We start from the raw sequence: 22,548 nt of genomic DNA on the forward strand, positions 1-22,548 counted from the left end.
CATGGCTAAAGACACAGAGATTTCGGAGAACGTCGTGCGAATCAACACACTCATAGAGCAGCTGGAAGCCGGTGACCATTCGAAATCCACTGGGGAGGAACTCTTCCAAGAGGGACAGGGTCGGCTTGCGAAGCTCCGCGAGCTCGTCAACGATGGGGATGGCGAGATCATCGAGCTGGACTGACGGACCTGCTCTGAACAACTTAACCAACGTGGGACGGTACTTCACCAACCTTGTTGGTTAAGACGTGTTCGATGCTGTCCTCCAGCCAAATCCTCCCGATTTATTTCTAGCTTAGTAACACTCGCAAAATCCAGAAAATATTTATTTCTCATCAAAATACTCGGTCAATATGTACCACGACTCCGTTGGTGCATACCCATACTCGCACGTATGATAACCCGGTCAGTCACCATCGAAGACATCGATGACCTGTACCTGATGTGGAACGACCACATCAACGCCTCCGCCCTCTATCGCCGCGCTCTCCGGGAGGAAATGGAAGTCCGTGATGTTGACCCCGACGACCTCCGCACCCTCCTCGAACGGGCCCGCGAGCAGGGCTACACGAAAGAAGAAATCGCCGACGAGACCAACCGGTACGCCGATCTGAAGGCACTCGTCGAAGACGCAGAGGAATAACCCGCTATGACACAGGACAGTACAACCTCCGAGACGTCTGAGAATCGTACTGACAATCAGTCCACGGTAGTGAGCAAGGTCCCCAGACAAGCCGTTCTCACCGTCGCACTATTGACCCTGTTCGCTGTCCAACCCGCCGCAGCACAGACCAGCGCGGTCTGTAGTGCGGATAACCTCCCCAGCATGATTGAGGGGTTCTTCCAGCTCACCACTGGACTCGGCATCGTCGGCCTTGCCGTGGTCTGGCAGGCTGACTCCCTCATCGAGATGTTCACCCTCAACCCCGAGCAGAAGAAGGGACTCAAGCGCCACAAGCGCTCTGCGATGAAGTCTGCCGTCGTCCTCGTCGTCCTCGGCCCGTTGTACACGGTTGCCGGGTCGATGATGGGCCTCCCGCTGGCGCAGTGTGTTGACCTCGTCCCCTGGTAAGCCACTCCACCACCCCGTCGCGAGCCCCCATGGAACAACGAGAGCTCTCCGTGCTCATGGCCGTCCTGTTCGTGACGAGTCTAGTCACGGGTATCGTCACGGCAAGCCCACCACGGCCAGGTACGGAAGGAAATGGGCTTTCTGAGAACGAATCTGCGACCCTCTGGTCTCGCGATGCGGATAACTACATCAGTCAAGAGGAGTACCGCCAGCGCTACGGTGACGAGCGGACCGCCATCCACCAGCTCGCGAATGGCACGGATATAACGTTCAAACGGCCGCCCGCGACTGCCGCAACCTGGACCCGAAACGATTTCGAGGATCTCGACGCCGGTGACTCGGATACGTCCGTTCATCCGCCCCACGCCTCACTTGAGGATGGCGTGTTCATCGCGGATGCCCATGCAACCGTATTCGCGGTTCAGCCGTCGACGCGGGGCCACCTCGAGTCAGGCGAAACCCCGCTCTACATCGCACCGAATGGGACGATGCGCGGGTTCGTCGATTACCGCGTCCGTGTTCCAAACGGGAGTTCCTCGGGAAACAGGACTGTCGAGTGGTCGCTTACGAACCACGAGATCGAGGAAGTTCGGCTGCAGAAAGACGGGGAAACCATCGCGAGGACCGATGGGTCGCACACGCCAGCCATCGACTACCAGATCGACGACGACTGGAGTGCAACCCTCACACTTGAAGCAGAGATCCACGTCCGGCTGAAGAAGACGATACGGACGAACGTGGGGAACAGCACCGACGTCGACGTCGTCTACCGTGAGGAGACACGAAACGTCTCGGACTCGATCGACGTCGAGATCTACGACCTCTCTGCGTACCCCTACTACGCCGAGTACCCCAACGGCGATGCTGGCGTTGCCATCTTCCAGTCTCGGCCGTGGCAAGGCTACACGCTCACCGACGAGGGGAACGCGAGCGTACGCGGTGTCTGGCGATTCTACACCGCCCGAAACACCAACTGGGACACGCTCGTCAGGTCGAATCGAACCGACAGCGCCGAAGTCGAGTCCGATGCACTCCCCGTGTACGTCCACGCGTATCCCTCCCGAATCGGCCCGCGTGCGGAACCCGTTCGCGACGGCCCGGAAATCATCGACACCTGGGGCACGGAACGTCCCTCTCCGCTGGGGACCATCGGCGAGAATGTCAACATCGAGGTCGTCAACCAGTCCTACGAGACGACGTACGGTGTCGCCGTCCGTGCCGAGAACGTCGACAGAGAGGCACTCCACGTCGCGGGCATCGTCCGCGGTGTGAACGCATCTATCGTCGAGCCCGACGCCGGTTCCGAGCGGCAGCTTCGCCGCAGTAACCTCACGGTGGAGGTTCTTCAACAAAACCAGTCACAAGCGACACTCCGGATCGAACTGCGTGACAACCAGACTGGCGCACCGATCGTCCTCAACGACAGCGCCCGCCGGTATCCCATCGGGGGTAGCCCACGTGATGGCTACATCACCATCGCCAACCGGGAGGTCGAGACCAACGTCTCTGGCGTAGCCATCGTGACGATTACTGAACCCGGCATCTACACCGCCCGATATCATCCGGGATCGTGGCTCGGACACAACCCAGCCTACGTGAGTGATACGGCGACCGCCAGGTGGCATCCACTCGGAACCATCGACGGCTGGTTCGCATTCATCTTTGAGGTCGGCTGGCAGTTCATCCCCTTCTTCGTGATGTTCTACGCAGGGAGCCGTCTGCTCCGAATGCTCGGCCCAGAAGATATCTTCCAACGAGATCCATGACCAGAAACCATCCACACATCAGTCGAAGAAACGCCCTCCGAACAGTTGCAGGCGCGGCGCTTGCAAGCGTGGCTGGCTGTCTGAACGACGGTGGAAGCTCCGGAACTCCCAGTGACGGGACAGCCACTACAAACAGCCAGGGGCCGCTCACGCGAGTCGCCGTCGAGGGCACAACGCTCGTCGTCGAGCTCTCGGCAGAAGCCGACGTCGACCAAGTCAACCTCATCCAGCCGAACGGAGAGCTATTCGGAAAGCGTGACGTGGCTGCAGGGGCCCAGCAGGTCTCATTCGAGATCGGAACCGCATACGAGCCCGGAGAGTACCGCCTAGTTGCACTGAAAGGGGAGGAGACAGTCGCTGAAAGCACGACAGATATCGAACCGGAAATCCTGATTCAGGACGTTGGACTCTACCGAAACAATCCCGGCAAACCGTGGGATGAAATCTACGGAGACACAGAGACAGACCGGTTGAAGAATGGCGAAGCGTTCGTTACCGTATCAAACGCTGGCACAGGCCCAGATGCGATTGTTGAGCTCGTGTTCTCTGGAGATGTTCCGAACCCCATCGAAGATCCTCGGGGAAGCGGGATGTACGAAACAGAGCAAGTGGTTGTTGCCCCTGGAGAGACAGTAGATCTCTTCAGCAATTCGTTCCCCTTTGGCTCAGAGTCTGAGAAAGGAATGGGGTGTTCGCCTGGCGGAAATAGCGGACAATTCACCGTTCTCGTTGAGACAAGGGCCAACGGGAACGAGATTACGAAAGCGTTCGATGTGGAGTACTCTGGATCTGAGGAGATGAGTGATTGTGAGGTCGCAATCACGGAGGCCTGACGATGGTTGACTTGATCGACGTCGTACTGGAAGGGTTCAAAGACGTCGTTGAGTGGGTTATCGGTCTCTTCATGGATGGACTCCGGTCAGGGTATCAGACCCTGACTGAGGCGATGTTTGGTACACCAACGCCACAGACTGATGGAACGTTCATCTTCGGTGACCCAAGCAATGCACCGTGGCCAGCGATTCAGGATGGACTCGTTGGTGGCGAGATCATGCTCATTGCTCTACTCCTGCTCGTAATGAGCGTACAGGGCCGCCATACCATTCGAATATTCAACGTGGGCAGTGCCTACGAAGCCCGAAAGACCAAGAAAACTGCATGGGTCGGTGCTTTCCTTATCATCACATGGTACTGGATCGGCGCTCTCACCCTGTACCTTGTAGATGGGTTCACCATTGCCCTAATGCCCGATCTCTCCTCGGTATCTGCAGCGATGCTACGGTTCTTAGGCGTCTCTATTACCAATCCAGGTCTGGGGCTATTATTCGCCCTCTCTGGTGGTATCTCGATGTGGGCTTTGGAAGCCCTCTTCTACATTCGCAAGATCCTGCTCTACGTCTACCTGTACGGAATGCCGATTGCGTTTGCGCTAGCCTATGGAAATATACCCGTCATTTCTGATATCGCGATGGGTTTCGCCAAGCGATTTGTTCCTTTGGCTGTCCTGCCACTTCCAGCAGCAATGGTACTCAAAGGATACGACCTCATCTATGCTGGTGGCTCGCTAACGCCGGGTACCGCGTTTCTAAAGTACCTTGTTGCTGCGTCTCTCCCGCTCGTCGCACTCTATGTGACCTGGAAGACGTTCAAGTACGCGACTCCGCTGACTGCAAAGGTCGTCGGAGGCGCGACGAAGGGGGCGGCACTCATCGGTGGAGTCGCAGCGGGTGCGTACGTCGGTGGCGCTGGCGTCGCGACGACCGCGGCCCGTTGGGGACCAAAGGCAGCTGCTGGTCACGCTGTCGCGCAGAAAGCCGCAGCTCGAGGAGAGAGTAGTGACGACGAGAACAGTACGCCGTCGTACCGGCGGACCGAGAACGACCCTGGAATCTACTAAGCACCCATGTCGATGGATCAAGACGCAGCCGCACGGCGCATCATGGACCAGTTCGGTGAAGAGAGTCGAATCCCCTACCTCAACATCGAGGAGGGGGACGTCGGCGTGCTCATTGCCTTCCCGATTATTGGGCTGTTCGTCGCTGGTCTCACCGGAATCGAATCGCTCGCCCTCCCGTTCGTCGCGGGAGGATTCGGGTTTGGCGTTGCCGTTATCTACGTCTCTCCCGACCACCTGAACGCGTGGACGTGGACGAAGGACGTCTATCGCTACGCCAAGCGTCCGCGAGTCACGTTCAGTGCTCCAGAAGAACCCGATAGTACCACGAACGAGACAGAGCGAAACGAGGGCGGGCTTGCGAACTACACGCCATTCAAACCAGATGAGCGAACGCAGGACCTCACAAACGTCAAGCGGGCGTGGCCCGGTGCTGGAGCGATCCAGCGGGCAGACGGAACGATGGAAGCGTTCATCGAGATCGACCCGGGGAACATGGACTTCGCCATGTCCGACGACTGGGCACAGCTCCAGGAGGCGGGTGAAGAGTTCGGCAACAAGGAACTCGATTCGAAGCTCAAACTCCACGCGACAACCCGGTCATTTCCGGTGGAACAAATCACCCAAACAATTGAGGAACGGCTCAACGACGAGGACGTCAAGCAGAACCCGATCTTCCGGGAACTCCTCGAAGAGTATCGTGAGACGCGTCCCAAAGAGATGCGTGACCGAGGTATCCAACAGGTCCGCTACTACATCGGCGTCGAGGTCACGCCGCTCGAAGTCTACGACAGATACCGAGACGAAGGTACACCTGCCGAGAAACTGACGCAGTTCCCCGTCATCGGGTTCCTGTTCAACCCGTTCGTGACCCGCCGTGAGGACCTCACGGATGTCGAGCGGCGGGCGCAGATGTTCGAGAAGCTGGACAGCCGCGTCAACGACGTTCGCGCCGAGTTTATCCAGCAGGCCTCTGGCTGGTCTGCTCGTCGGCTCAGTACGGTCGAGCTGTTCGTCCTGAACATGGACTTCTGGAACGGGAGAGAGCACGACTACGACGAAGCAGAGCGTGTTGTTCGCGAGCAACCGATTATCGGCCACTCGCGCCGGGAGGATGAGACCAATGCGTAACGTCGTCCTGCAGGCGGGGAGTGGGCCCTTCACCCAGCTCACAGAGTGGCTGCTGAATCCAACGTCGCCCGAAGGTGCGGCGATTTACCTCCTGTTGGTTGTGGTCCTCGGAGTCGTCGGGAAACTCCTCTGGGACCGCCACACCGCCGACGAGGAACCCGAAGTCGACTTCTCGGACGTCCTCGACGAGGAGACGCTCGAAGAGGGGCACGCAGAAGGCCAGCTCCTCGACGACATCTCCGAGTCCCACAAGACGGTGACCGCGCCGGCAGCCATCGAGTGGGAGACACGAGCCGCTCGGGTTGGCGAGCAGTGGACGACGACGCTGTACATCGCTGACTACGCCGACTACCCGAACGACGGGTATCTGAGCGATCTCTTCGAGTTGACCGACGTCGAGTTCGACCTCACAGCGCACATCACCCCGAAGAACCAACAGCGTGCGCGGAACGAACTGCAGGACATCGCTGACGACCTCCAGGTTGACGCGGATCTGGAACAGAGTGTCCGTAGTGCGTACCTCCAAGAGCGAGCGAACGAAGCCGCTGCGACGTACAAGGCCGTCGAGAGTGGTGCGAACGTCTTCGACCAGGGGATGTTCGTCACGGTTCGCGCCGACGACAAGGACGACCTCAGGGACTCAGTCCAGAAGGTCAAGAGTGCGCTCCGCGACGACCCGGCAAACCTCACGCCGAAGACTGCAATCTGTCGGCAGGACCTCGCACTACAGTCGGCTGCACCCATCGGAGACAACGAATTCGGGCGCGAGTCAATCGCCCTTGGTGGGGCTGTCGGCGCACTCCTTTCGTCGCCCCATAACGCGACCATCCTCGAAGAGGGCGGGGTCGAGTTCGGGATCCACAAGGACAACCAGAGTCCGGTCGTCATCGACCCGTTCGCCCGTGACAACGGGTATGCGATGTTCACCGTTGGCGATACCGGGTCTGGGAAGTCGTTCGGCTCGAAACAGAACTTCATCCGCTCTATCGAGCAGAGCAAGGACCGCATCGGCATCATCCTCGAACCGCTCAACAACTGGGCAGGCGTCTCCGAAGCCCTCGGAGCGAAACGCATCACGGTCGGTGGGACGCTCGGGCTGAATCCCCTGGAGATTCGCCAGACGCCCGACCACGTCCAGCGAGCGATGGGCGAGGACGCGAGCCCGTTCAACGAGAAGCTCGACGACGCCATGAGCTTCCTGACGAACTTCTTCGCACTGCGCGGTATCTCGCTCGGTGACCGCCGGACGACGCTCGAACTCGGCCTCAAACGCGCCTACAAGCGCAACGACATCACCGACGATATCTCGACGCACAGCAACCCCAGTCCGACCATCCGAGACATGATGGACGTCTTCGAGGACATGGTCGACGATCCAGAGTCGTTCGTGGTTCGGTCCGACGAGGAGGCCAGGAAGATCCGCGAAGACGCGACGTGGCTTCTCGACCAGCTTCGCCCCTTCGAGGATGAGGGTCGCCACGCCAATCTCGGGAAGTCCTCCGAGTTCGACATCCGTGACGAGAAGGTCATCTACCTCGACCTTGCACAGCAGGAGGGCAGCGTCGACAGCAGCACGGCGCTGACGATGCAGTTGCTCATCTCGCTCGTGTACGAGCGGGCGAAGGAGACTGACAAGGAGGTCGTGTTCGTCATCGACGAGGCGCGGTACATCATGCAGGACGCCGCGAGTCTGGCGTTCCTCGAGACGGTGTTCCGCCATCACCGCCATCACGACCTCTCAATTCGTCTCGTCACGCAGACTGTCGACGAGTTCTTCGAGCACGCCGAATCCGAAGCCATCCTCGATCAGTGTGCAGTCAAGCAGTTCCATCGTCTGGACGGGATGGACGACCAGTGGGCCGACGAGTTCGGGCTGAATTACGCCCAGATGCGCTACGTGCAGGACGCGGTCCCCGGGAACGAGGATGCTGGCTTCTCCGAGGCGCTCGTCGGCGTCGACGGCGAATGGCGCGGCATCAAGGTCGAGGCGATGCCCAAGGAGAAGCAAGTCATCGACTTCGACCCAACCACACAGGTACGGTCTTCACTCCCCGGCGCTGGCGAGGAAGCAGTCGACACGGATGTACAGCAGTTCCGTGAGGAGCTGGAACAGCAGGCCACGAACGGACAGTCGAAAGAAGCCGAACCCGCCTCTGCGAAACCAGATGGCGGGGCGATGGAGGGGGAGGACGATGCGTGAATATCTCCGAGTCACGCCAACGTCTGAAGAGCTTGAGCCCGAGGGAATCCCTCGAGTCCTCGAAAGCCTGCACAAACTGACGACGGCAGAGTCGACGGGACTCGCGCAGAAGCTGAACCCACTCCACAGTAAGACACCGCCACGGTTCGAGTTTCTCGCATTAAGTGAGGGAGCGGACGACCCTGTCGAGTTCTTCTACGGCGTCGACGAGCATCTCGATACACTGGAAAAACGGCTCCGTTCGATCTACCCCGAGACGTTCGACATCGAGCGTGTCGACGTCGACGTGGCCGCTCGGCTCATCCAACCAGTCGAATTCACACGAGCTGAGTTCATCGAACACTACGAAACAGGGCATCTGCAGTACGAATTCAGCCCCGACGAGCAGTACGAACTTGACAGTGAGGACCGTGACCAAGACCAAGCGGCGGCGACTGAAGCCTCCCCATTTGCAGATGGAGGTGCCACAATCGATGCTTCCCCTGGTCACTTCGTCGAGGTCGGTGAGACCGCCCTCAAGCTCGCACCACCGAGCGCAATCCCGGACGAGAAGCCACTGACGACGCTCGAAAAACCAACCGAGACGGATGAGGGAACGATTCTCGCTCGGCCCACCATCGACGCCGTCTCGCCAGTTGGCGTGCGCTGGTCCGGTTCAGCCACCCGGAAGAAAGACTGGATGACGTCGTTGACGCCCTTCGCCGCTGGCGATGGCGACGACGGGTTAGTGGCTGTCGACCAGCCCGGTGCGACACTGGCGTCACTAGTGGACCACCTGATGGAGGCAGCCTCACCCGTGGCGTTTCAGGTCGTGTTCCAGCGACGGGCGAGCTGGCAGTCCGACGCAGAGGTCAGAAAAGAGGATCTCGTCGACGGCCGGGACACTTTCTTCCAGGAGGTCGTGGGCTCTTTCCTCGAGGTCGAAGACCAGCGGAGCGAGCACGACGAGAAACAGCTCAGCGAGTCAGTCGCCAAGCGCATCGAGTACATCGACGCGAAGAACCCTAAGCGGTCGTACACTGCCAACATCAGGGCAATCGGTGTTCCGACCGGCGACGAATCGCACGACGAACTCGCGGCCCAGATGAACTCACTTCGTCCCGTGTTCGACCCGGTTGACGGCCCCTATTACGAAGTCGAGGGAGAACGACTCCGTGCTGGTGGCTTCCGAGAAAAGACGAAGGACAAGAACGCCCGGACTGCCCTCCGGAGGCTACTTGATCGAGAGATTACGACCGGGAGAGGCAAGACCCGGCCTGATTTCGTCCTCAGTGGAACGGAACTCGCGAATTTCGTCTTGGTTCCTTCCTCCAAGCAACTCACAGTAGAAGGGACACGCGGAACTCGCGCTGAACAGCAAAGCCGGAACCCGCTTCCATGGCCCAATCCGGACCTGGTTCAACAGTTTCAGGAGGGGATGGCGATTGGGTATGCGCTCGATGAGAACGGAGCTCCCCAACCGGACCCGATTCGGATTCCGCCCAAGCTCTTGACGACGCACTACGGCCGGTTCGCCTCGACCGGCGGCGGGAAATCGAAGGCAATCATCAACGATGCGCTGTCCCTTCGTGAGACGACCGGTGGCCCCGTCGTGGTCGTCGATCCGAAAGGCGACGGCATGTGTGCCAACTACCTTCGCTGTCACTACGAACGCTTCAGCGGGTTGGACGATGTCTACCAGTTCCGCGTCCCGGAGACTGTCCCCGCGTTCTCCTTCTTCGACATCCGGCCCGCGCTCGAAGCCGGGCGAAACCGTGAGGACGCGATTCAGGACAAGGTCGACCACTTCCACGACATCCTGCGGATGATTATGGGCCGTGAGCAGTACGGGCAAGCGTTCGTCGCGAACGAGATCCTCAGCTACCTTATCAAGGCCCTCTTCGACGAGGAGTACGGGAGCGACGTTTTCGGCCTGGACGACCTCTTCGCGGCAGCCCTCCGGATGCAGCGAGAGCGGACTGTTCCGCCGGTTTCGGCGGCCAACAGGAACGTCGAGGAGTCGCTCACACGGCACTTCGCGAAGGACGACCACCGGTTTCAAGTGTCGATGGACGCCGTCGGGAACCGCCTCGATAAGCTCAGAGAGGACGCACACCTGCGACGGATCTTCAGCCACGTTCCGGAGCAGGACGAGACCGGAGAGTACGTTGACAACCGATTCGACTTCCGCGACTTCCTCGACGAAGACGCCACGATTCTGTTCGACTTGGGAGACCTCCGTCCGGAGGCACAGCGAGCGATCACACTCCTCCTGTTGAGTAACCTCTGGGACGCAGTGCAGGTGCGTCGACGTGACGGGAACACGGACTACGAGAATCTCACCAACCTCATCATCGAGGAGGCGGCCCCCGTCGCATCAACGAAACTCGTTTCCGAGCAGTTGCTTCCACAGGGACGGTCCTTCGGCCTGAGCATGGGACTGGTGATGCAGTTCCCCGGCCAGGTCCGAAATCGGAGCGAACGCGCCTACGACGAGGTCCTCAACAACATCAAGACGAAGCTCATCGGGAACATCTCCATCGAGCGCGACCTCGCAGAGTCGCTGGCCCACGAAGACTTGAGCCCGACCGACCTCAGAAATCGGATCAACACGCTCCCCAGCGGGGAGTGGATCGCCCAACTCCCGAGTCCGTCATTCGGGGAGACAGGTCCGGCCCCGTTCTCGGTGAAGCCGCTCCCGATAGCAGCCGGCCATCCAGAGAGCGACGAGCCGCTCTCTGTCGAACAGGAGGACCACTTCGAGACCGTGGCCCTCCCACGGCTTTCGGAGCGAACACAGGCCCAGTATGGGCTTGCTGAGGCCACCGAATCGGAGACAGCCGAAGACGAGGGCTGGGGAAGTAGACCGAACGACGAAGGTTCGACATCCGCAGACTCGACTTGCCCTACGGACTCGGCGCAGTCGTCGTTCATCGGACAGGCAACCAGTGGTTCGGCAGCCGATGAAGAGAAGAAAGAGAAAAGCGCGGACACCACCACCTCGCTGTTTGGCGATTCCGGGGCAACTGAGCCGGAAGAACCAGTCAGTGAAGAAGTGGAGCCAGATGTCGAAGAGAATGAGTCGTCACCAGTACAGGCAGGTGGTGTAACCGTTACAGATGACGAACTCCAGCGGCGCGGGCTCACGCACGACGACATCCGATTCCTAACCCGCATTCTCGACGTGATGAATGGTGACGCACCAAATCACAGACTCTTGGATTCAATGAGTTCGTTCAAGAGCGACTTTGAGGATCTGGATGTGCACCGGCTCGTCGAGCAAGACCTACTGGAGGAAGGACGAGCGTGTGGTCGGAAGTACTACACTGTCCTCCCGGCAGGGCGTGAACTCCTCGGTCAGAAGCTCAAGGTCGGTCCTGGTCAGGGAGATGTCGGTGAGAAGACGCCGCACAAGGTCGGTGTGAAGCTGCTCGAACTGTGGTTAGACTCCCGCGACGACGTCGCACAGGTCGAGCCGTACTACGAGTACGATGAAGAGACGGTGTTCGACGTTGTCGGTCTCGATGCTGACGGGGAACTCGTGTGGGTCGGTGAAGCCGAACTCGCGAGTAACAACAAACACGCGCCGGTCGACGACTACGACAAGCAGAGCACGGTGGACGCGAACGCTGTCTGGGCGTTCAACAGACGCGAGACGGCCGTCGAGGTGTTGGACCGTCTCGCAGAGGCCGACCGGATAGAAAGCAGCGTGAGCGGGCGTGCAGCCCGCTCGTTCTCGGACATTCGAGAGGCCGTTGAATCGTTCGATGCAGCTGGGCTGACGACGATTCGGAGCTTCAACAAACTCGACCAGGAGTTCAACACATGACGTGGCGCCACGCAACCCGCGAGGAGATCTACAGGTACTACACAGAGGAGTTCCCCTCGTACGTCGACGAACTCCCGTCGTTCATCACCGCGAAGGGGCCGAAACAGTACGCACTCGCGTTTCAGGAGCCACACCCGGTACGGAAAGACGGAGTCCCAGACAAGGACTTCATCCGTCGAGACACGTGGCAGACGAACGTCTCAGGTGACCGAACCACGGCAGCGTTCCACGACTTCGGCGACGTCCTCGAGTTCATCCACCATCCAGCACGGAACGACCCACTCGGGCGGAACGACTTCGCACTCGCCGATCCTGATCTGCTCGACAAACCAGACCCGCGTCCTGATGCGGTCTACTACGCCCTCGATCACTGGGAACGACCGTGGGTGCTCCTCATCGATATCGACGCGAAAACGATAGCCCGAGAGCGAGCAGCACAAACTGTCTCAGATGAGGATGCTACGGAAGACAGCGAGGAATTACTCGATGCCGCGGGTATTCTCGACGCAGAGCCAGCAGGCTACCCGTATTCCTTCGAGGATATCGAACGGGCCATCGAGTACGGTTTCGAGGTGCGGGACATCTTCGAGGACGACTTCAACGCCGAAGAGACGATGGTAGTGTACACCGGTCAGGGCGTTCACGTCTACCTCCTTGACAGCGATCCCGCCCATCGGTACGACGCCAAGAGTCGAGAAGTGCTGAACGACCTTCTGCAAGACACCTACGAGATTCCCATCGACCCAGTGGTCACCGCCGACCGGCGTCGGGTCGCCCGGCTCCCCTACTCGTTGCACGCTGACGTCTGTAGTATCGTCACGCCCATCGAGAGCCCGAACTTCGACGTTCGGTCTGCGACACCGGAGGTGGTTAAGGAATGACTCAGTCGACGCCTGTCGAGGACGAGCGTACCGCCTATCGCGTTGCGACGCTCCCGCTCGAATATGGGACGACCCGCATCAACCAGCTGTTCACGCGCGGCTACAATCGCTACATCGTCGACGGCGAAGAGCAACCAGAAGATTTGTTGAACGATCTCGAGCGATTCGGGACGGCGGCGTTCAAAGAAGACGTCAGAGCCAACGCCACAGAGGAACCCTTCGTCGACGAGCCCGGAACGCTCGCCGTTCTCGCGACGTTGAGTGCTATCTGCGTCAAGGCACACCCGAAGTTCGAACACGCCCCACCGCGAACGGTGCAGGTCCTCTACGATATTCGCGAACTCTACGTCAACAATCTCGCCTCTCTCCTTCGAGAATTCGGTGATGGGAGTCTCCAACAGGATATCGCAGAGGTTCTGTACGCGAAAGACCCCGGAGAGGACGGACCACACCCCGGTCGCGTTTGTACAGGGATCAAAGAGATGCCCGAGTTCGGTGACGGATTGTATCTCGAAATCCCGATGGCCGCAGCATCGAGGAAGTGCCTTGTTCACGCCGATACTGAGACCGGAGAAGCCGAGGAACTGCTCACTCGCGTCGAGAACAACTGCCTCTATGTGCCCGTCGGTGATTTCGACACGAAGTATCGCGAGTACGCCAGACGTGCGTTCAAGAAGCTCCTGCGGGTCCAGGAGGAGAACCTCTCTGAAGACCAGCTGACGTGGCTAACGACGAATGAGTCGGCCATCACAGAGCGTATCGACCGCTTCATCGAGACGGGACACCACGAACGGATCTGGCGAGATTGGAATCCCGGTGAACGGACCTTCCGTGTACTCCGGGATGCGATTCGAGACGCTCCAGACGAGGTCGTCTCACTGGGAGAGTTCCACTCGGCGAAAGAACTGTTTGAAGCAGTAGAGGCGTACGATCCGGAAGCGAGCTGGAAGCGAGATGTGTGTAATCGCATCTCGAGTCCTCGGAGTCTCGGGAACCTTCTCGCATCCCAGCGGGACCACCGGAGTCTGACCATTCGAGAGCACAGAAATACGAACCACTATCGGATTCAGGAGTCTTCGCGTGGCGTCCAGCCCCTCGACGTCGAGGCAATCGAAGACCTGTTCGAGCTTCCCTGTATGGCGAATATGGCCGAGCGCCTCCACGAGAAGAAGCCTGTCCGAAAGGACCTGTACAACTTCGCCCGGATGGTGATGTGGCTGCCCCAGTACCAGGATAGTGACCTCGAGACGATTGTCGCAGACCTCAAGGACGTCTTCTCGCGGTGGCCCTGGTACGACGAACAGGTCACCGATTACCAGATTCGCTACGAGTTCTCGAACACCATTGGAGGCGACACCCCGCTTCCGATGAACTGCGACAATGACGATATGCAGCGGTACTGCATCGGCCAGGAGCAGTGCCCCTACTCGATCTGGGGGAGCCTTCCCTTCCCGGATGAGATGTATGACCAACTGGATGAAGACGGCCCTACGGGAGAGGAATTCTAGCTTTGAGCATCGGTACTCGCGTCCAAGGCGAGGTATCTCTGGCGTTCAATTTGGCAATTAGTTGAAAAAGAGTTCTCGTCCACCTCCCGCGCCTCTATTTTGACGAAAAGGGGGGTAGTGACCCCTCACTTCTCGAATGCCTCCACATAGGCACCCTCGCCGAGCAGCAGCTGAATCTCGTCGAAGCGTTCATACGGGTGATCGAAACCGTTTAGCTTGTACCGGGTACCCTTTTCCAGCTTGATATCTGGATCGTACACCACGAACGGCCGGACATCGTCACTCGATAGCGATCCGTCACGAAGCAGTCCCTTCTGGTACGGCTTGTGGCTAGCCAGGTCCTGAATGTGGGTCACCGTTGCGATGACGAACACGTTGTCACCGGAGCCGTCCATCTCGTTGAGCCGTGTCCGACCCTGTCGAACTGCCATCAGAACCACCCCCCACTGACAGTTATCTTTCCGTCGACCGGGTCATCACAGCGGGGGCAGGCATCGTGCTCAAACAGATCCACCAGACACCCACACTCACACCGTCGCATACTCGTCGTGTCCATCCGGTCGTGATCCGCATACAGCACGGTCACCACGTGCCACGCCTTCACCACCAGCAGCATGTCGTACTCAGCGTGGTAGAATGCCGTATCGCCGTCAACCAGCGAATCAACTTCAAAGGTATCGTGGATCGCGGCCGCCAGTGGTTCAGGCTCGTCAACGCGGACTCGCTTTTCCCACTGCTCAGCAGCGTGGTTCGTAATCGTCGGTAGGCAGTGCTCGAAGGTCAGGTTTTTCGTACTCATGATAATCTAGCTCTGATGCATCGTTCGTCGCCTGGACAGCGTTGCCACTCACCAGTAGACGAACAGCGCATCAATCTCGAGGGGGAAGTCGGTCCTCAAACCCCAACTCAACACGCGCTACTAATTGCTCTCCTGGAGCACTGTTGACGCGTTGTAGGGGTTCTCAGTGGGACCGTAGGTCCCTGAATCGAGTAAGAGTCTGCATCTCCGCTATGGCTGGAAGCCCAAAGGGGTTGAACGCGGGCGCGAATTCGCGCACGATACCATACGCTAAGCGAAGGAGCATCGCTTCGAATTGCAATGGTACTAATTCTCGTCGCCTAATGGCGACAATGCTCTCAAAGCAGTCGAATACGCTCCGAACCAAATGGTTCGATGCAGTTGTAGGGTCTGCTCCGGCCACTGGCCGTCACCGACCGTCTCCCTCACGTGATGGTATTGTTGCTGAAGGACATATAAAAGATAATCAATTTGTAAGTTATGTGTGAGTTACTGAATGATTTTGAAGGGTAGAAGGGGGGTAATCTCGATGACTTGCAGGTATATTAAAGAGAGGTGACACGGAACGCTGTAGCAGATGCGTCGGGTGGTTCGGGTTCCGAAACTGGACGACGAGGAAGCGGCTTATCGAGATAGATCCATAACGCACAGCCAGCAGACCTCGAAGGCAAACGATGAGCACCCGCCACTCGATTACCGAGCATCAGACGCGCCAGATGACGCTGCTGCAGATCTTCCGCCGGCATGGGACGTGGAACTCAGTCCGTGGTCAGTTGGCTACGAGCCGATTGGTGCAACGTCGATTGGGGTCGAAGCAGAGCGAAGGAAGGCCAGCCGGTTCGCTCGATTCAAAGTTCCTGAGACACGACTCGCACTGCATCAAGAAGGACGACACCCATCAGATGGAAACCAAGCATCCCGGTTAGCGACAATCGACAAGAAGCGGATTACGCAGGCCTACTGTAATCAGCTGGACGTTCCACGACACCTGCAAGCGGATGCAGTTCGCGGGATGTTACTATTAGATCTCACAGTATTCGGCAACCAGAAACGAATCGAGGGTATCGCGCTGCTGGTGATTGAGCTGATAGTCGATTACGAGCGCCGATATCGACGACGAGACGCAGAGGCTAGTCGGATGGCCGAAAATCCCAGATTCAAATATCTCATTCGATCGGCTGGCCTCGTTCCTGGGAAGATAAAGCTCGGTCGAAAAGTGAAATCTGAACTCATAGAGAAAGACTTCTTTGAATCCGATGCACCGGGGCTATCCCCACGGACAGCTGTAGGGCATGACAACCGATAGTACGACGAAAACCAGAGTTCACTGGTACTGAGATTTTCAAGTCAGCACCATTTCTCATAATGCGCTCGTTTGGGATTTCAGCAACGACTCAGACCATAGTCCCACAGAAACCCACCATATTATCTATATTTCTCTGAGAGAAGTGCGCAACCCTGTCTAAAATCCCGTCATGCACTTTTCAGAGCTTGTATCGCCTGATTTCGAGAGCGACGGGGAGATCATCTGCAGAGGCATCAAACGAGCCATCAATTTCCTTGGTTAGATGCTGCCCAAGCCTGCTCACACTAGAGCACCAATACCCCCGAAATCGAGTCTTTCACCCCACCGTCAAGCACAATTCTTCCCAACCACCGCATTTTCTGGTTCGTCGAGGACCCTATTACCGCCTGAGAACTGCCCGACACCTCTTTAAGCCAATCTGGGCTGGTCATAATCCACTCTGTACCTTCCAAATCATCCAAAGGAAGGCTAGGGTACACCGGTGCAAACGCCGCTGGCTCTCTCCGGCCGAAGGGCCATCAAACGACGACCGTCTCTAGCCAATATGTCAGAATTAACTCACTAGATGGGAGTGCGATCCGCGGTGGGGTTTGTCGCCCCCGAGAGGGGCGAGGGGGCCGTCGTAGGTACCCACTCAACAATCATGTCTTCCGAACACGAGCAACAGCAATCACGACTCTCTAGCGAGCAGGCTGAGCAACCGAGCGAAGAACCGTGGACAGATCTCGAACTGACGCTCCCGCACGGCAAAAGTCCGACTGGCATCGTCTCATTTGTCGAGTGCGCACTCGTCGAACTCACCCACGAAGACGTCGGAGCCGAGTTCGTCTCGACGAGCGTAGCAGGCGTGAAGCGGACACAGTTCATCGCCGTCGACGACATCGGTCAGCGGTTCAAGAAGCGGTATTTCGACGAGCGTCTCGGCTGGCACGAAACGACAGTCAGCCGTGAAGCGGTTCGTGAGGAGTTAGTCAATCGACTCACACAGCGGTCGTCACTGGGCAGTGGTGTGGGTCAGCATGGCGTCGTCGACGATCAAGACAAATTCAAGGTGATGCCCGTTCGGGAGCTGTGAATTCGGGAGTGACGTCTTAACCAACAATAGTACAAGATAATAACGCTTGTTGGTTAAGTTTGTGGTCCGCTGGTGGATTCCGCCCCGCACAAAGTCAAGAAACTATTCCTCGAAGTAAGAACTATATCCCGTGCCGCGCAAGAACGAGTATGTCCAACAGCGAGTCTCCAGGCGGCCCGCCCTCTTTCGAGGATGCGTTTCGTGGCGACGACGTTGAGCAACGCATCTACGGGACCATTCTCCAGACTCGCGAGCCGACGACAGCAAGCGCCATCGCCGACGTTGCCGACTGTGACCCGAAAACTGCTCGGAAATATCTGGGCTGGTTCAGTGAACTCGGTATCGTCACGCGCCACAACGGCCATCCGGCCACCTACGAGCGCAACGACGCCTACTTCGAGTGGCGGCGAATCAACCAGCTAGCGGCCGACCACTCCGTCGAAGACCTCCAGCAGCGCGTTCGGGAACTGAGCTCACGGATCGAGGAGTACGAGGACACGTACGGTGCCCCGACGCCAGCGGCCGTCGACGCAGTCGACACCGCAGAATCGAGCGACGACCGGACGATCGATGACGTCTACGGTGACCTCGGCGACTGGGCAACCGCTCGGGACGAGCGAACACGCTACGAACGTGCCCGTCAGCAACGCGCGAGCACTGAGACCGAACAGGTATCCGGGTAACCACATCGATGGTGCCGCCAACAGGGGACGGCGGAAGCCCTGAACCTATCGATCGCCCGACACTCGAGTTCCTGCAAACACGTCTTCGAGCAACGGGTCAGGTCGCAACAGCACTCATCACCGACGCGGGCGGCCATCTCGAACTTCGTGTGACACTCACACCATCGTACTATCCAGACTCCGTCGAGGAGGCGACTCTGGCTGTTCGCTGGTACACGAACGACGACTTCAAAATTCACTACCGGGAGGTTCAGTCAGACCGCTCCTGGGAATGTCGGTGGGATCGCCACCCAAACCCCCACAATACCCGAGACCATTTCCACCCTCCACCCGCTGCCCCCACCCCCGGCGACGACGCTTCGTGGCCGACCGACCATCGAGACGTGCTTCGGCTCGTCCTCGGCGAAATTGAAGACCGGATAGCGGCCCTGTGGAGTGAGTAAGGGATGTCCCAAAGGTGAACCTGTATCGCGAACCGTTTTAGCACTCCGCCGCAGGTTAACCAACACAGAATCATAGCCCCCTTGCAGCGTTGGTTAACACGTAGCAGAGAGCAGTTTGTCCGCGCCTGAGAGGCCGAGGCGCGTAGATTCGCGCCGACGTGATTCCCATGCCCGGTACAGACGCACTCGACGATGCATCAGCCGACCACGAACGGTTTGAAGCAGATCTCATCGCACAGGATCAAGATGCCGCCCGCGTCTCGGTAGCGGATATTGACGAGAGGAGAGCCCATTCTCTGGTCAATGACCTCGTCGACGACGACGTCATCACTCCCATCCCCGACGAACGGGTCCTCGTCCACGAGCCAAGCGACGAGGCATTCGACTCGATACTCCAACTCGCGGTCTTCCATCGAGGTTGGACCGCCGCTCGCGACACCGACGAGGGAGGAGAGTGATGCAACAGACACTTGCTGGCTGTGCCTTCTGCGATGCGGTTCCCGGTACAGACGTGGGAGAGGCACATACCTGGGGCAAAGACGAACGAGTCACACACCCGATCTGCGTCGACTGCGCGATCCAGTCGAATCCCGATCCCGACGAGCGTGACCACCACGCCTGCGATAGCTGTGGCCTCGTCGTCGATGCGCTTGCAGCCCTCACACGGTTCCGTGTCGAACTCGGCCACCTGGAAGGTCCACTACAGCTGTGTGCGAGATGTAGTCCCGATGGGCCCGCGACGTACTGGACGCGGGACCTAGGCGACCATCTCGTTAGTGAGCCTTGATACAGAGTCGTAGTCGGTCGTACGTGTCAGCGATGATTCGTGAGACCCTTATCCATCAGTACAGCCTACTCGCCCTACCGATGACCGACACAGAACGCGATTGTCACGGGTACACCCCGATGGACTACGACTCGGACAGCGAGGCAGACGAGGTGTACCAGCGGTGTCTGTCGTATCTGCTTGCACACGCGCCTATCGAGCCCGACGACGTCGTGCTTGACATCGGTACGGGTACCGGTATCGTCGCTTTCGAACTTGCGTCGAAGTGTGACCACGTGATAGGGCGGGATATCTACGACGAGTGGCCCCGGTACGCCCGTGAGAAGGCCGAGCAGCGTGGCATAGAGAACGTCTCGTTCAGCCACGGGTCGTTCCGTGAACCGAACGTTGACGAACCAGTGGACGTCGTCATCGCCAGCTATGCCCTCTACATGGCCTACGACGAAGGGGGCGAGGACGAATTACGCGCCGCCATCGGCGGTCTCGCGTCGCTGAATTCGCGGTGCATAGTGATCGCCGACAAGATGCGCTTCGCACCGGTGCAGTCCCCAAGCGATTACGAGACGTTACCACCGATGGGAACCGTCGCCGATCTCCTCGTGGATGCAGGCTTCACGATCACCGATATCGAGATCATCACTAAGTCGGTCGGTGTCATCATCGCCACCCGATAGTACCACGTCAGCAGCCTCCGTCGAAAACTCAGCCGTACGGAACTTCCGAGAGTTGAACGAATGACGTTCCATGAGTGTGTGCTGAACCTACCCTCTGTATGTTACACGCGACTTCTGACAGGGCTCAGCGAGGTTTCTGCGCTCGTGCTGAATACAGCGCGCGAGTCGGTAACTGACACAACGCACAGTATGAGAGAATCGAATTGCTCAGAGGAGGCGATTCACTGCATATTTGGTGGTTCAGAATCGTCTGAGAGGAAGATGCTGTCTTGGTTTGGGTCAAAATAAACTTCCAACGCTCGTAGTGCCCCAGCATAGGCAGAAATCATGACGAATGCGAATCCAACCAAGGCCGGAATTATGAGCTCAAGAACCATCGTCCGACCGACTTTATAGTGTTCTAACAAATAAGCACCGGTCAATTCACACGTCTCTACTGAACGGCTGTTTCGCAACCAACGGGGTGAAACGAATCGCAGTCGCGTGCTGAATACACCCTCTGTATGTGTCACGCACTTTCTGCCAAGGTCTGGAGGTTTCAACAGAGCCGTGTAGACTTGCTCACAGCGTAGTCACGGCCTCACTTCCTCCCCTCCGTGGTCAGATCGTCATTGAGTGACGTTCGACGCGCCCATCGGTTACCGCAACAGCGTCTTTCTCTTCCAGTCGTATCACGATCTCCTGTACGTCCGCTGTAGACCGATCAAGCTCCTGTTGCAGGTCAGCCACCGACTTCGGTTCGTCAAGCGCGTGCAGCATTTCGAGCTCTTCGTAGACGCGTTCGGTGATCTCCGCCACTGGGCCGTGCAACGGCGTCGTCACATTGTGTTGTTCGGTGAGATCGGTCAACGCTTCGTTGACGTACGTCACGAACAGCTCTTGCTCCAAGAGTTCGACCTGCGTCTCGAGTTCCGCTTCGACGACATCGAACTCGAGGCCGGTCTGCATCAACGAGAACATATCCTCGATATCGTCCACCCGACCGGCAACCGCTTTGAACAGGAAGATATCTTCTGGGCTCACGAGCTCGACCACGAGATTCCCAGGATCGAGATACCGTTCGCTCCGCTCACGGATGCCTGGAGACAGAATCAGCTTGCCGATTACCTGCTGGTTGAAAACGTCGATACGACACCCGTCATCGTTCTCGAAGATGCGCTGGGCACCGAGTTCTTCGTACTCTTCGTCCGGTTCCCGGACGATATCGTATCCCAACTCGAGGAGCACCGCTTGTAACTGGCTCAGATCGTCGCCGGAGGAAACGATGAGGTCGATATCTTTGGTCGTTTCCTTGAGTCCGCGAAAGGCCATCGACCCACCGCCAATCAAGAAGACAGTAAGTGGGTTGTCCAGCTGCTGGCCGATGCGCTCGAGTTCCGACCGGATGTATGAGCTATCGAACCGCCGCCTCATGGCGTCACCTCGTACTCGTCAGCCAGTTCCTGGAAGTCCTCCCACTCGGGAAGTCGGGACGTCCGCTGGGCACCGCTGGTGTCGAGATACGTGTAGAGGTCGTCGACGACGTCGTCGACGCCGTACTTGGTGGCTTGGGCTAGAAGTTCGCCGCGGTCGATGTCGACGTGACTGAGCAGGAGCAGGCAGTATGACTGCGTTCGTGGGCCGGAATCAATCACGAGCATGTGACAGCACAACATCTCCGGGGAGAGCTCGCTCGTCGCTTCCGAATAGAGGTAGTATCGACGATCACGTGCCAACAGCGGGAGACCGTATCGCTGGAATTGGTCTGGTCCTGTCGGAATGAAGTGTTCGTCGGTGATCTCAGTCGGTGTCTGGACAAGGAACTCGTCGAGGGACTCCCACAGAATCGTGTAGGTGTCGGTCTGTGCTTCGACAGTCTGACGGTGGACGTGATGGGCAAGCTCACGAGCGAATACGCTCAACTGTTCGAAGCCGTCGTTCAGTGCGTACGCCCCGTCGTCAGTTTGGTAGACGATTCCGCGATGCTGAAGCGGGGCAAGCGTACGGTGGACGGTACTTCGGTGGACGTCGGCGCGGCGTGCGAGTTCGGTCGCGGTCCGTGGGGTGTCGAGGTAGTAGCACACACGGAGGGCTGCCCCTGACAACAGCTCCGGCCAGTCGATGTGTGAATACTGCTGTGTGAGGTTCGTGAGTAACTCGAGGGCCTTTGCGTCCGACAGTCGAATCCGCTTTGTTTTCCCCTGTCGACGTGTCTCGACGAGGCCAGCCGTTTCGAGCCGCTCGACGAGTTCTGACGTGTAGCTGAGACTCCGATCGAGATTCGTTGCAAAGTCAGAGACCGTCTGCTCACCGTGGAGGGCTGTAAGGGCGCGAACCTCGCCTTCTGTGAGCATACTGTTGCATACTAGCGAACCAATATATAAATGAGTTCGGTATTTTGCAACACAGAGCGGACTCTGTCGAGGACGTGGGCATACCGAATGAAAGCCCTCGGCCGCTCGGCATCGGCTTTTCTATGATGTGAATGAAGCATAATCAACGCAGAGCTGAAGAAGAATCTGCTTGATTAAATGCAGACCGA

General features: G+C 58.3%; 22 protein-coding genes. 18 read left to right on the forward strand and 4 right to left on the reverse strand.

Features of this window, described 5'->3' with window-relative positions; genetic code table 11:
* Position 1: 1 nt before the first annotated feature.
* The 11 genes from BLR57_RS15960 (at position 2) to BLR57_RS16010 (ending at position 14,260) form a co-directional block, all read left to right on the forward strand.
* Entirely contained in the window at positions 2–184 is a 183-nt protein-coding gene (locus BLR57_RS15960; protein ID WP_089699211.1) for a hypothetical protein, read from the forward strand.
* A 210-nt stretch (positions 185–394) separates the two neighbouring features.
* Positions 395–643, forward strand: coding sequence for a hypothetical protein (locus BLR57_RS15965; RefSeq protein ID WP_089699213.1), 249 nt, complete (start codon positions 395–397; stop codon positions 641–643).
* A 6-nt stretch (positions 644–649) separates the two neighbouring features.
* Entirely contained in the window at positions 650–1,072 is a 423-nt protein-coding gene (locus BLR57_RS15970; protein ID WP_089699215.1) for a DUF7985 family protein, read from the forward strand.
* Between the two features lie 29 nt (positions 1,073–1,101).
* On the forward strand, positions 1,102–2,838 hold the full coding sequence (locus tag BLR57_RS15975; RefSeq protein WP_089699217.1) for a DUF8186 domain-containing protein: 1,737 nt from the start codon (positions 1,102–1,104) through the stop codon (positions 2,836–2,838).
* On the forward strand, positions 2,835–3,671 hold the full coding sequence (locus tag BLR57_RS15980) for a hypothetical protein (RefSeq protein ID WP_089699219.1): 837 nt from the start codon (positions 2,835–2,837) through the stop codon (positions 3,669–3,671). The genes BLR57_RS15975 and BLR57_RS15980 overlap by 4 nt, the downstream gene beginning before the upstream one ends.
* 2 nt (positions 3,672–3,673) lie before the next feature.
* A complete protein-coding gene (locus BLR57_RS15985; RefSeq protein WP_089699222.1) occupies positions 3,674–4,735 on the forward strand; it encodes a TrbL/VirB6 family protein in 1,062 nt (353 codons plus the stop codon).
* A 6-nt stretch (positions 4,736–4,741) separates the two neighbouring features.
* Positions 4,742–5,863 (forward strand): TraC-like domain-containing protein, encoded by a 1,122-nt coding sequence (locus BLR57_RS15990; protein ID WP_089699224.1) that lies wholly within the window; start codon positions 4,742–4,744, stop codon positions 5,861–5,863.
* Positions 5,856–8,063, forward strand: coding sequence for a VirB4 family type IV secretion system protein (locus tag BLR57_RS15995; RefSeq protein WP_089699226.1), 2,208 nt, complete (start codon positions 5,856–5,858; stop codon positions 8,061–8,063). The genes BLR57_RS15990 and BLR57_RS15995 overlap by 8 nt, the downstream gene beginning before the upstream one ends.
* Entirely contained in the window at positions 8,056–11,871 is a 3,816-nt protein-coding gene (locus BLR57_RS16000) for an ATP-binding protein (RefSeq protein WP_089699452.1), read from the forward strand. The genes BLR57_RS15995 and BLR57_RS16000 overlap by 8 nt, the downstream gene beginning before the upstream one ends.
* Positions 11,868–12,752 carry a bifunctional DNA primase/polymerase gene (locus BLR57_RS16005; protein ID WP_089699228.1) on the forward strand — a complete coding sequence of 295 codons (885 nt, stop codon included), beginning with the start codon at positions 11,868–11,870 and terminating at the stop codon, positions 12,750–12,752. The genes BLR57_RS16000 and BLR57_RS16005 overlap by 4 nt, the downstream gene beginning before the upstream one ends.
* Positions 12,749–14,260, forward strand: coding sequence for a primase-associated protein (locus BLR57_RS16010; protein ID WP_089699230.1), 1,512 nt, complete (start codon positions 12,749–12,751; stop codon positions 14,258–14,260). The genes BLR57_RS16005 and BLR57_RS16010 overlap by 4 nt, the downstream gene beginning before the upstream one ends.
* Positions 14,261–14,385: 125 nt before the next feature.
* Here the strand turns inward: BLR57_RS16010 and BLR57_RS16015 are convergent, their stop codons facing one another.
* Positions 14,386–14,691 carry a hypothetical protein gene (locus tag BLR57_RS16015; protein ID WP_089699232.1) on the reverse strand — a complete coding sequence of 102 codons (306 nt, stop codon included), beginning with the start codon at positions 14,689–14,691 and terminating at the stop codon, positions 14,386–14,388.
* Positions 14,691–15,059: a DUF8122 domain-containing protein gene (locus tag BLR57_RS16020; protein WP_089699234.1), complete on the reverse strand. Its 369-nt coding sequence runs from the start codon at positions 15,057–15,059 to the stop codon at positions 14,691–14,693. Before BLR57_RS16020 ends, BLR57_RS16015 begins: the two co-directional genes overlap by 1 nt.
* Before the next feature lie 577 nt (positions 15,060–15,636).
* Between BLR57_RS16020 and BLR57_RS19055 the strand changes: the two genes are divergently transcribed.
* From BLR57_RS19055 to BLR57_RS16055, 7 genes are all read left to right on the forward strand, one after another.
* Positions 15,637–16,365, forward strand: coding sequence for a hypothetical protein (locus BLR57_RS19055; RefSeq protein ID WP_139173379.1), 729 nt, complete (start codon positions 15,637–15,639; stop codon positions 16,363–16,365).
* Positions 16,366–17,008: 643 nt separating this feature from the next.
* Positions 17,009–17,440, forward strand: coding sequence for a DUF8030 family protein (locus BLR57_RS16030; protein WP_089699238.1), 432 nt, complete (start codon positions 17,009–17,011; stop codon positions 17,438–17,440).
* A gap of 149 nt (positions 17,441–17,589) precedes the next feature.
* On the forward strand, positions 17,590–18,123 hold the full coding sequence (locus BLR57_RS16035; RefSeq protein WP_089699240.1) for a DUF7342 family protein: 534 nt from the start codon (positions 17,590–17,592) through the stop codon (positions 18,121–18,123).
* Positions 18,124–18,131: 8 nt separating this feature from the next.
* The gene (locus BLR57_RS19995; RefSeq protein ID WP_089699243.1) at positions 18,132–18,566 is read left to right on the forward strand and encodes a toxin-antitoxin system TumE family protein; all 435 of its coding nucleotides are present in this window, start codon (positions 18,132–18,134) and stop codon (positions 18,564–18,566) included.
* A gap of 167 nt (positions 18,567–18,733) precedes the next feature.
* Positions 18,734–19,024 (forward strand): DUF8069 family protein, encoded by a 291-nt coding sequence (locus BLR57_RS19505; RefSeq protein ID WP_170830672.1) that lies wholly within the window; start codon positions 18,734–18,736, stop codon positions 19,022–19,024.
* Positions 19,024–19,353 (forward strand): DUF7558 family protein, encoded by a 330-nt coding sequence (locus BLR57_RS16050; protein WP_089699246.1) that lies wholly within the window; start codon positions 19,024–19,026, stop codon positions 19,351–19,353. Before BLR57_RS19505 ends, BLR57_RS16050 begins: the two co-directional genes overlap by 1 nt.
* Before the next feature lie 80 nt (positions 19,354–19,433).
* Positions 19,434–20,027, forward strand: coding sequence for a class I SAM-dependent methyltransferase (locus BLR57_RS16055; protein WP_211603301.1), 594 nt, complete (start codon positions 19,434–19,436; stop codon positions 20,025–20,027).
* 600 nt (positions 20,028–20,627) lie between these two features.
* Here BLR57_RS16055 and BLR57_RS16060 read toward each other — a convergent pair.
* Together BLR57_RS16060 and BLR57_RS16065 are read right to left on the reverse strand one after the other, a co-directional pair.
* A complete protein-coding gene (locus tag BLR57_RS16060) occupies positions 20,628–21,440 on the reverse strand; it encodes a DUF6036 family nucleotidyltransferase (RefSeq protein WP_089699250.1) in 813 nt (270 codons plus the stop codon).
* Complete coding sequence (locus tag BLR57_RS16065; RefSeq protein ID WP_089699253.1) at positions 21,437–22,360, reverse strand: helix-turn-helix domain-containing protein; 924 nt, start codon at positions 22,358–22,360, stop codon at positions 21,437–21,439. Before BLR57_RS16065 ends, BLR57_RS16060 begins: the two co-directional genes overlap by 4 nt.
* Positions 22,361–22,548 lie beyond the last annotated feature (188 nt).

It is taken from the genome of Halogranum gelatinilyticum (assembly GCF_900103715.1).
In the GTDB taxonomy this organism is placed as follows: Archaea; Halobacteriota; Halobacteria; order Halobacteriales; family Haloferacaceae; genus Halogranum; species Halogranum gelatinilyticum.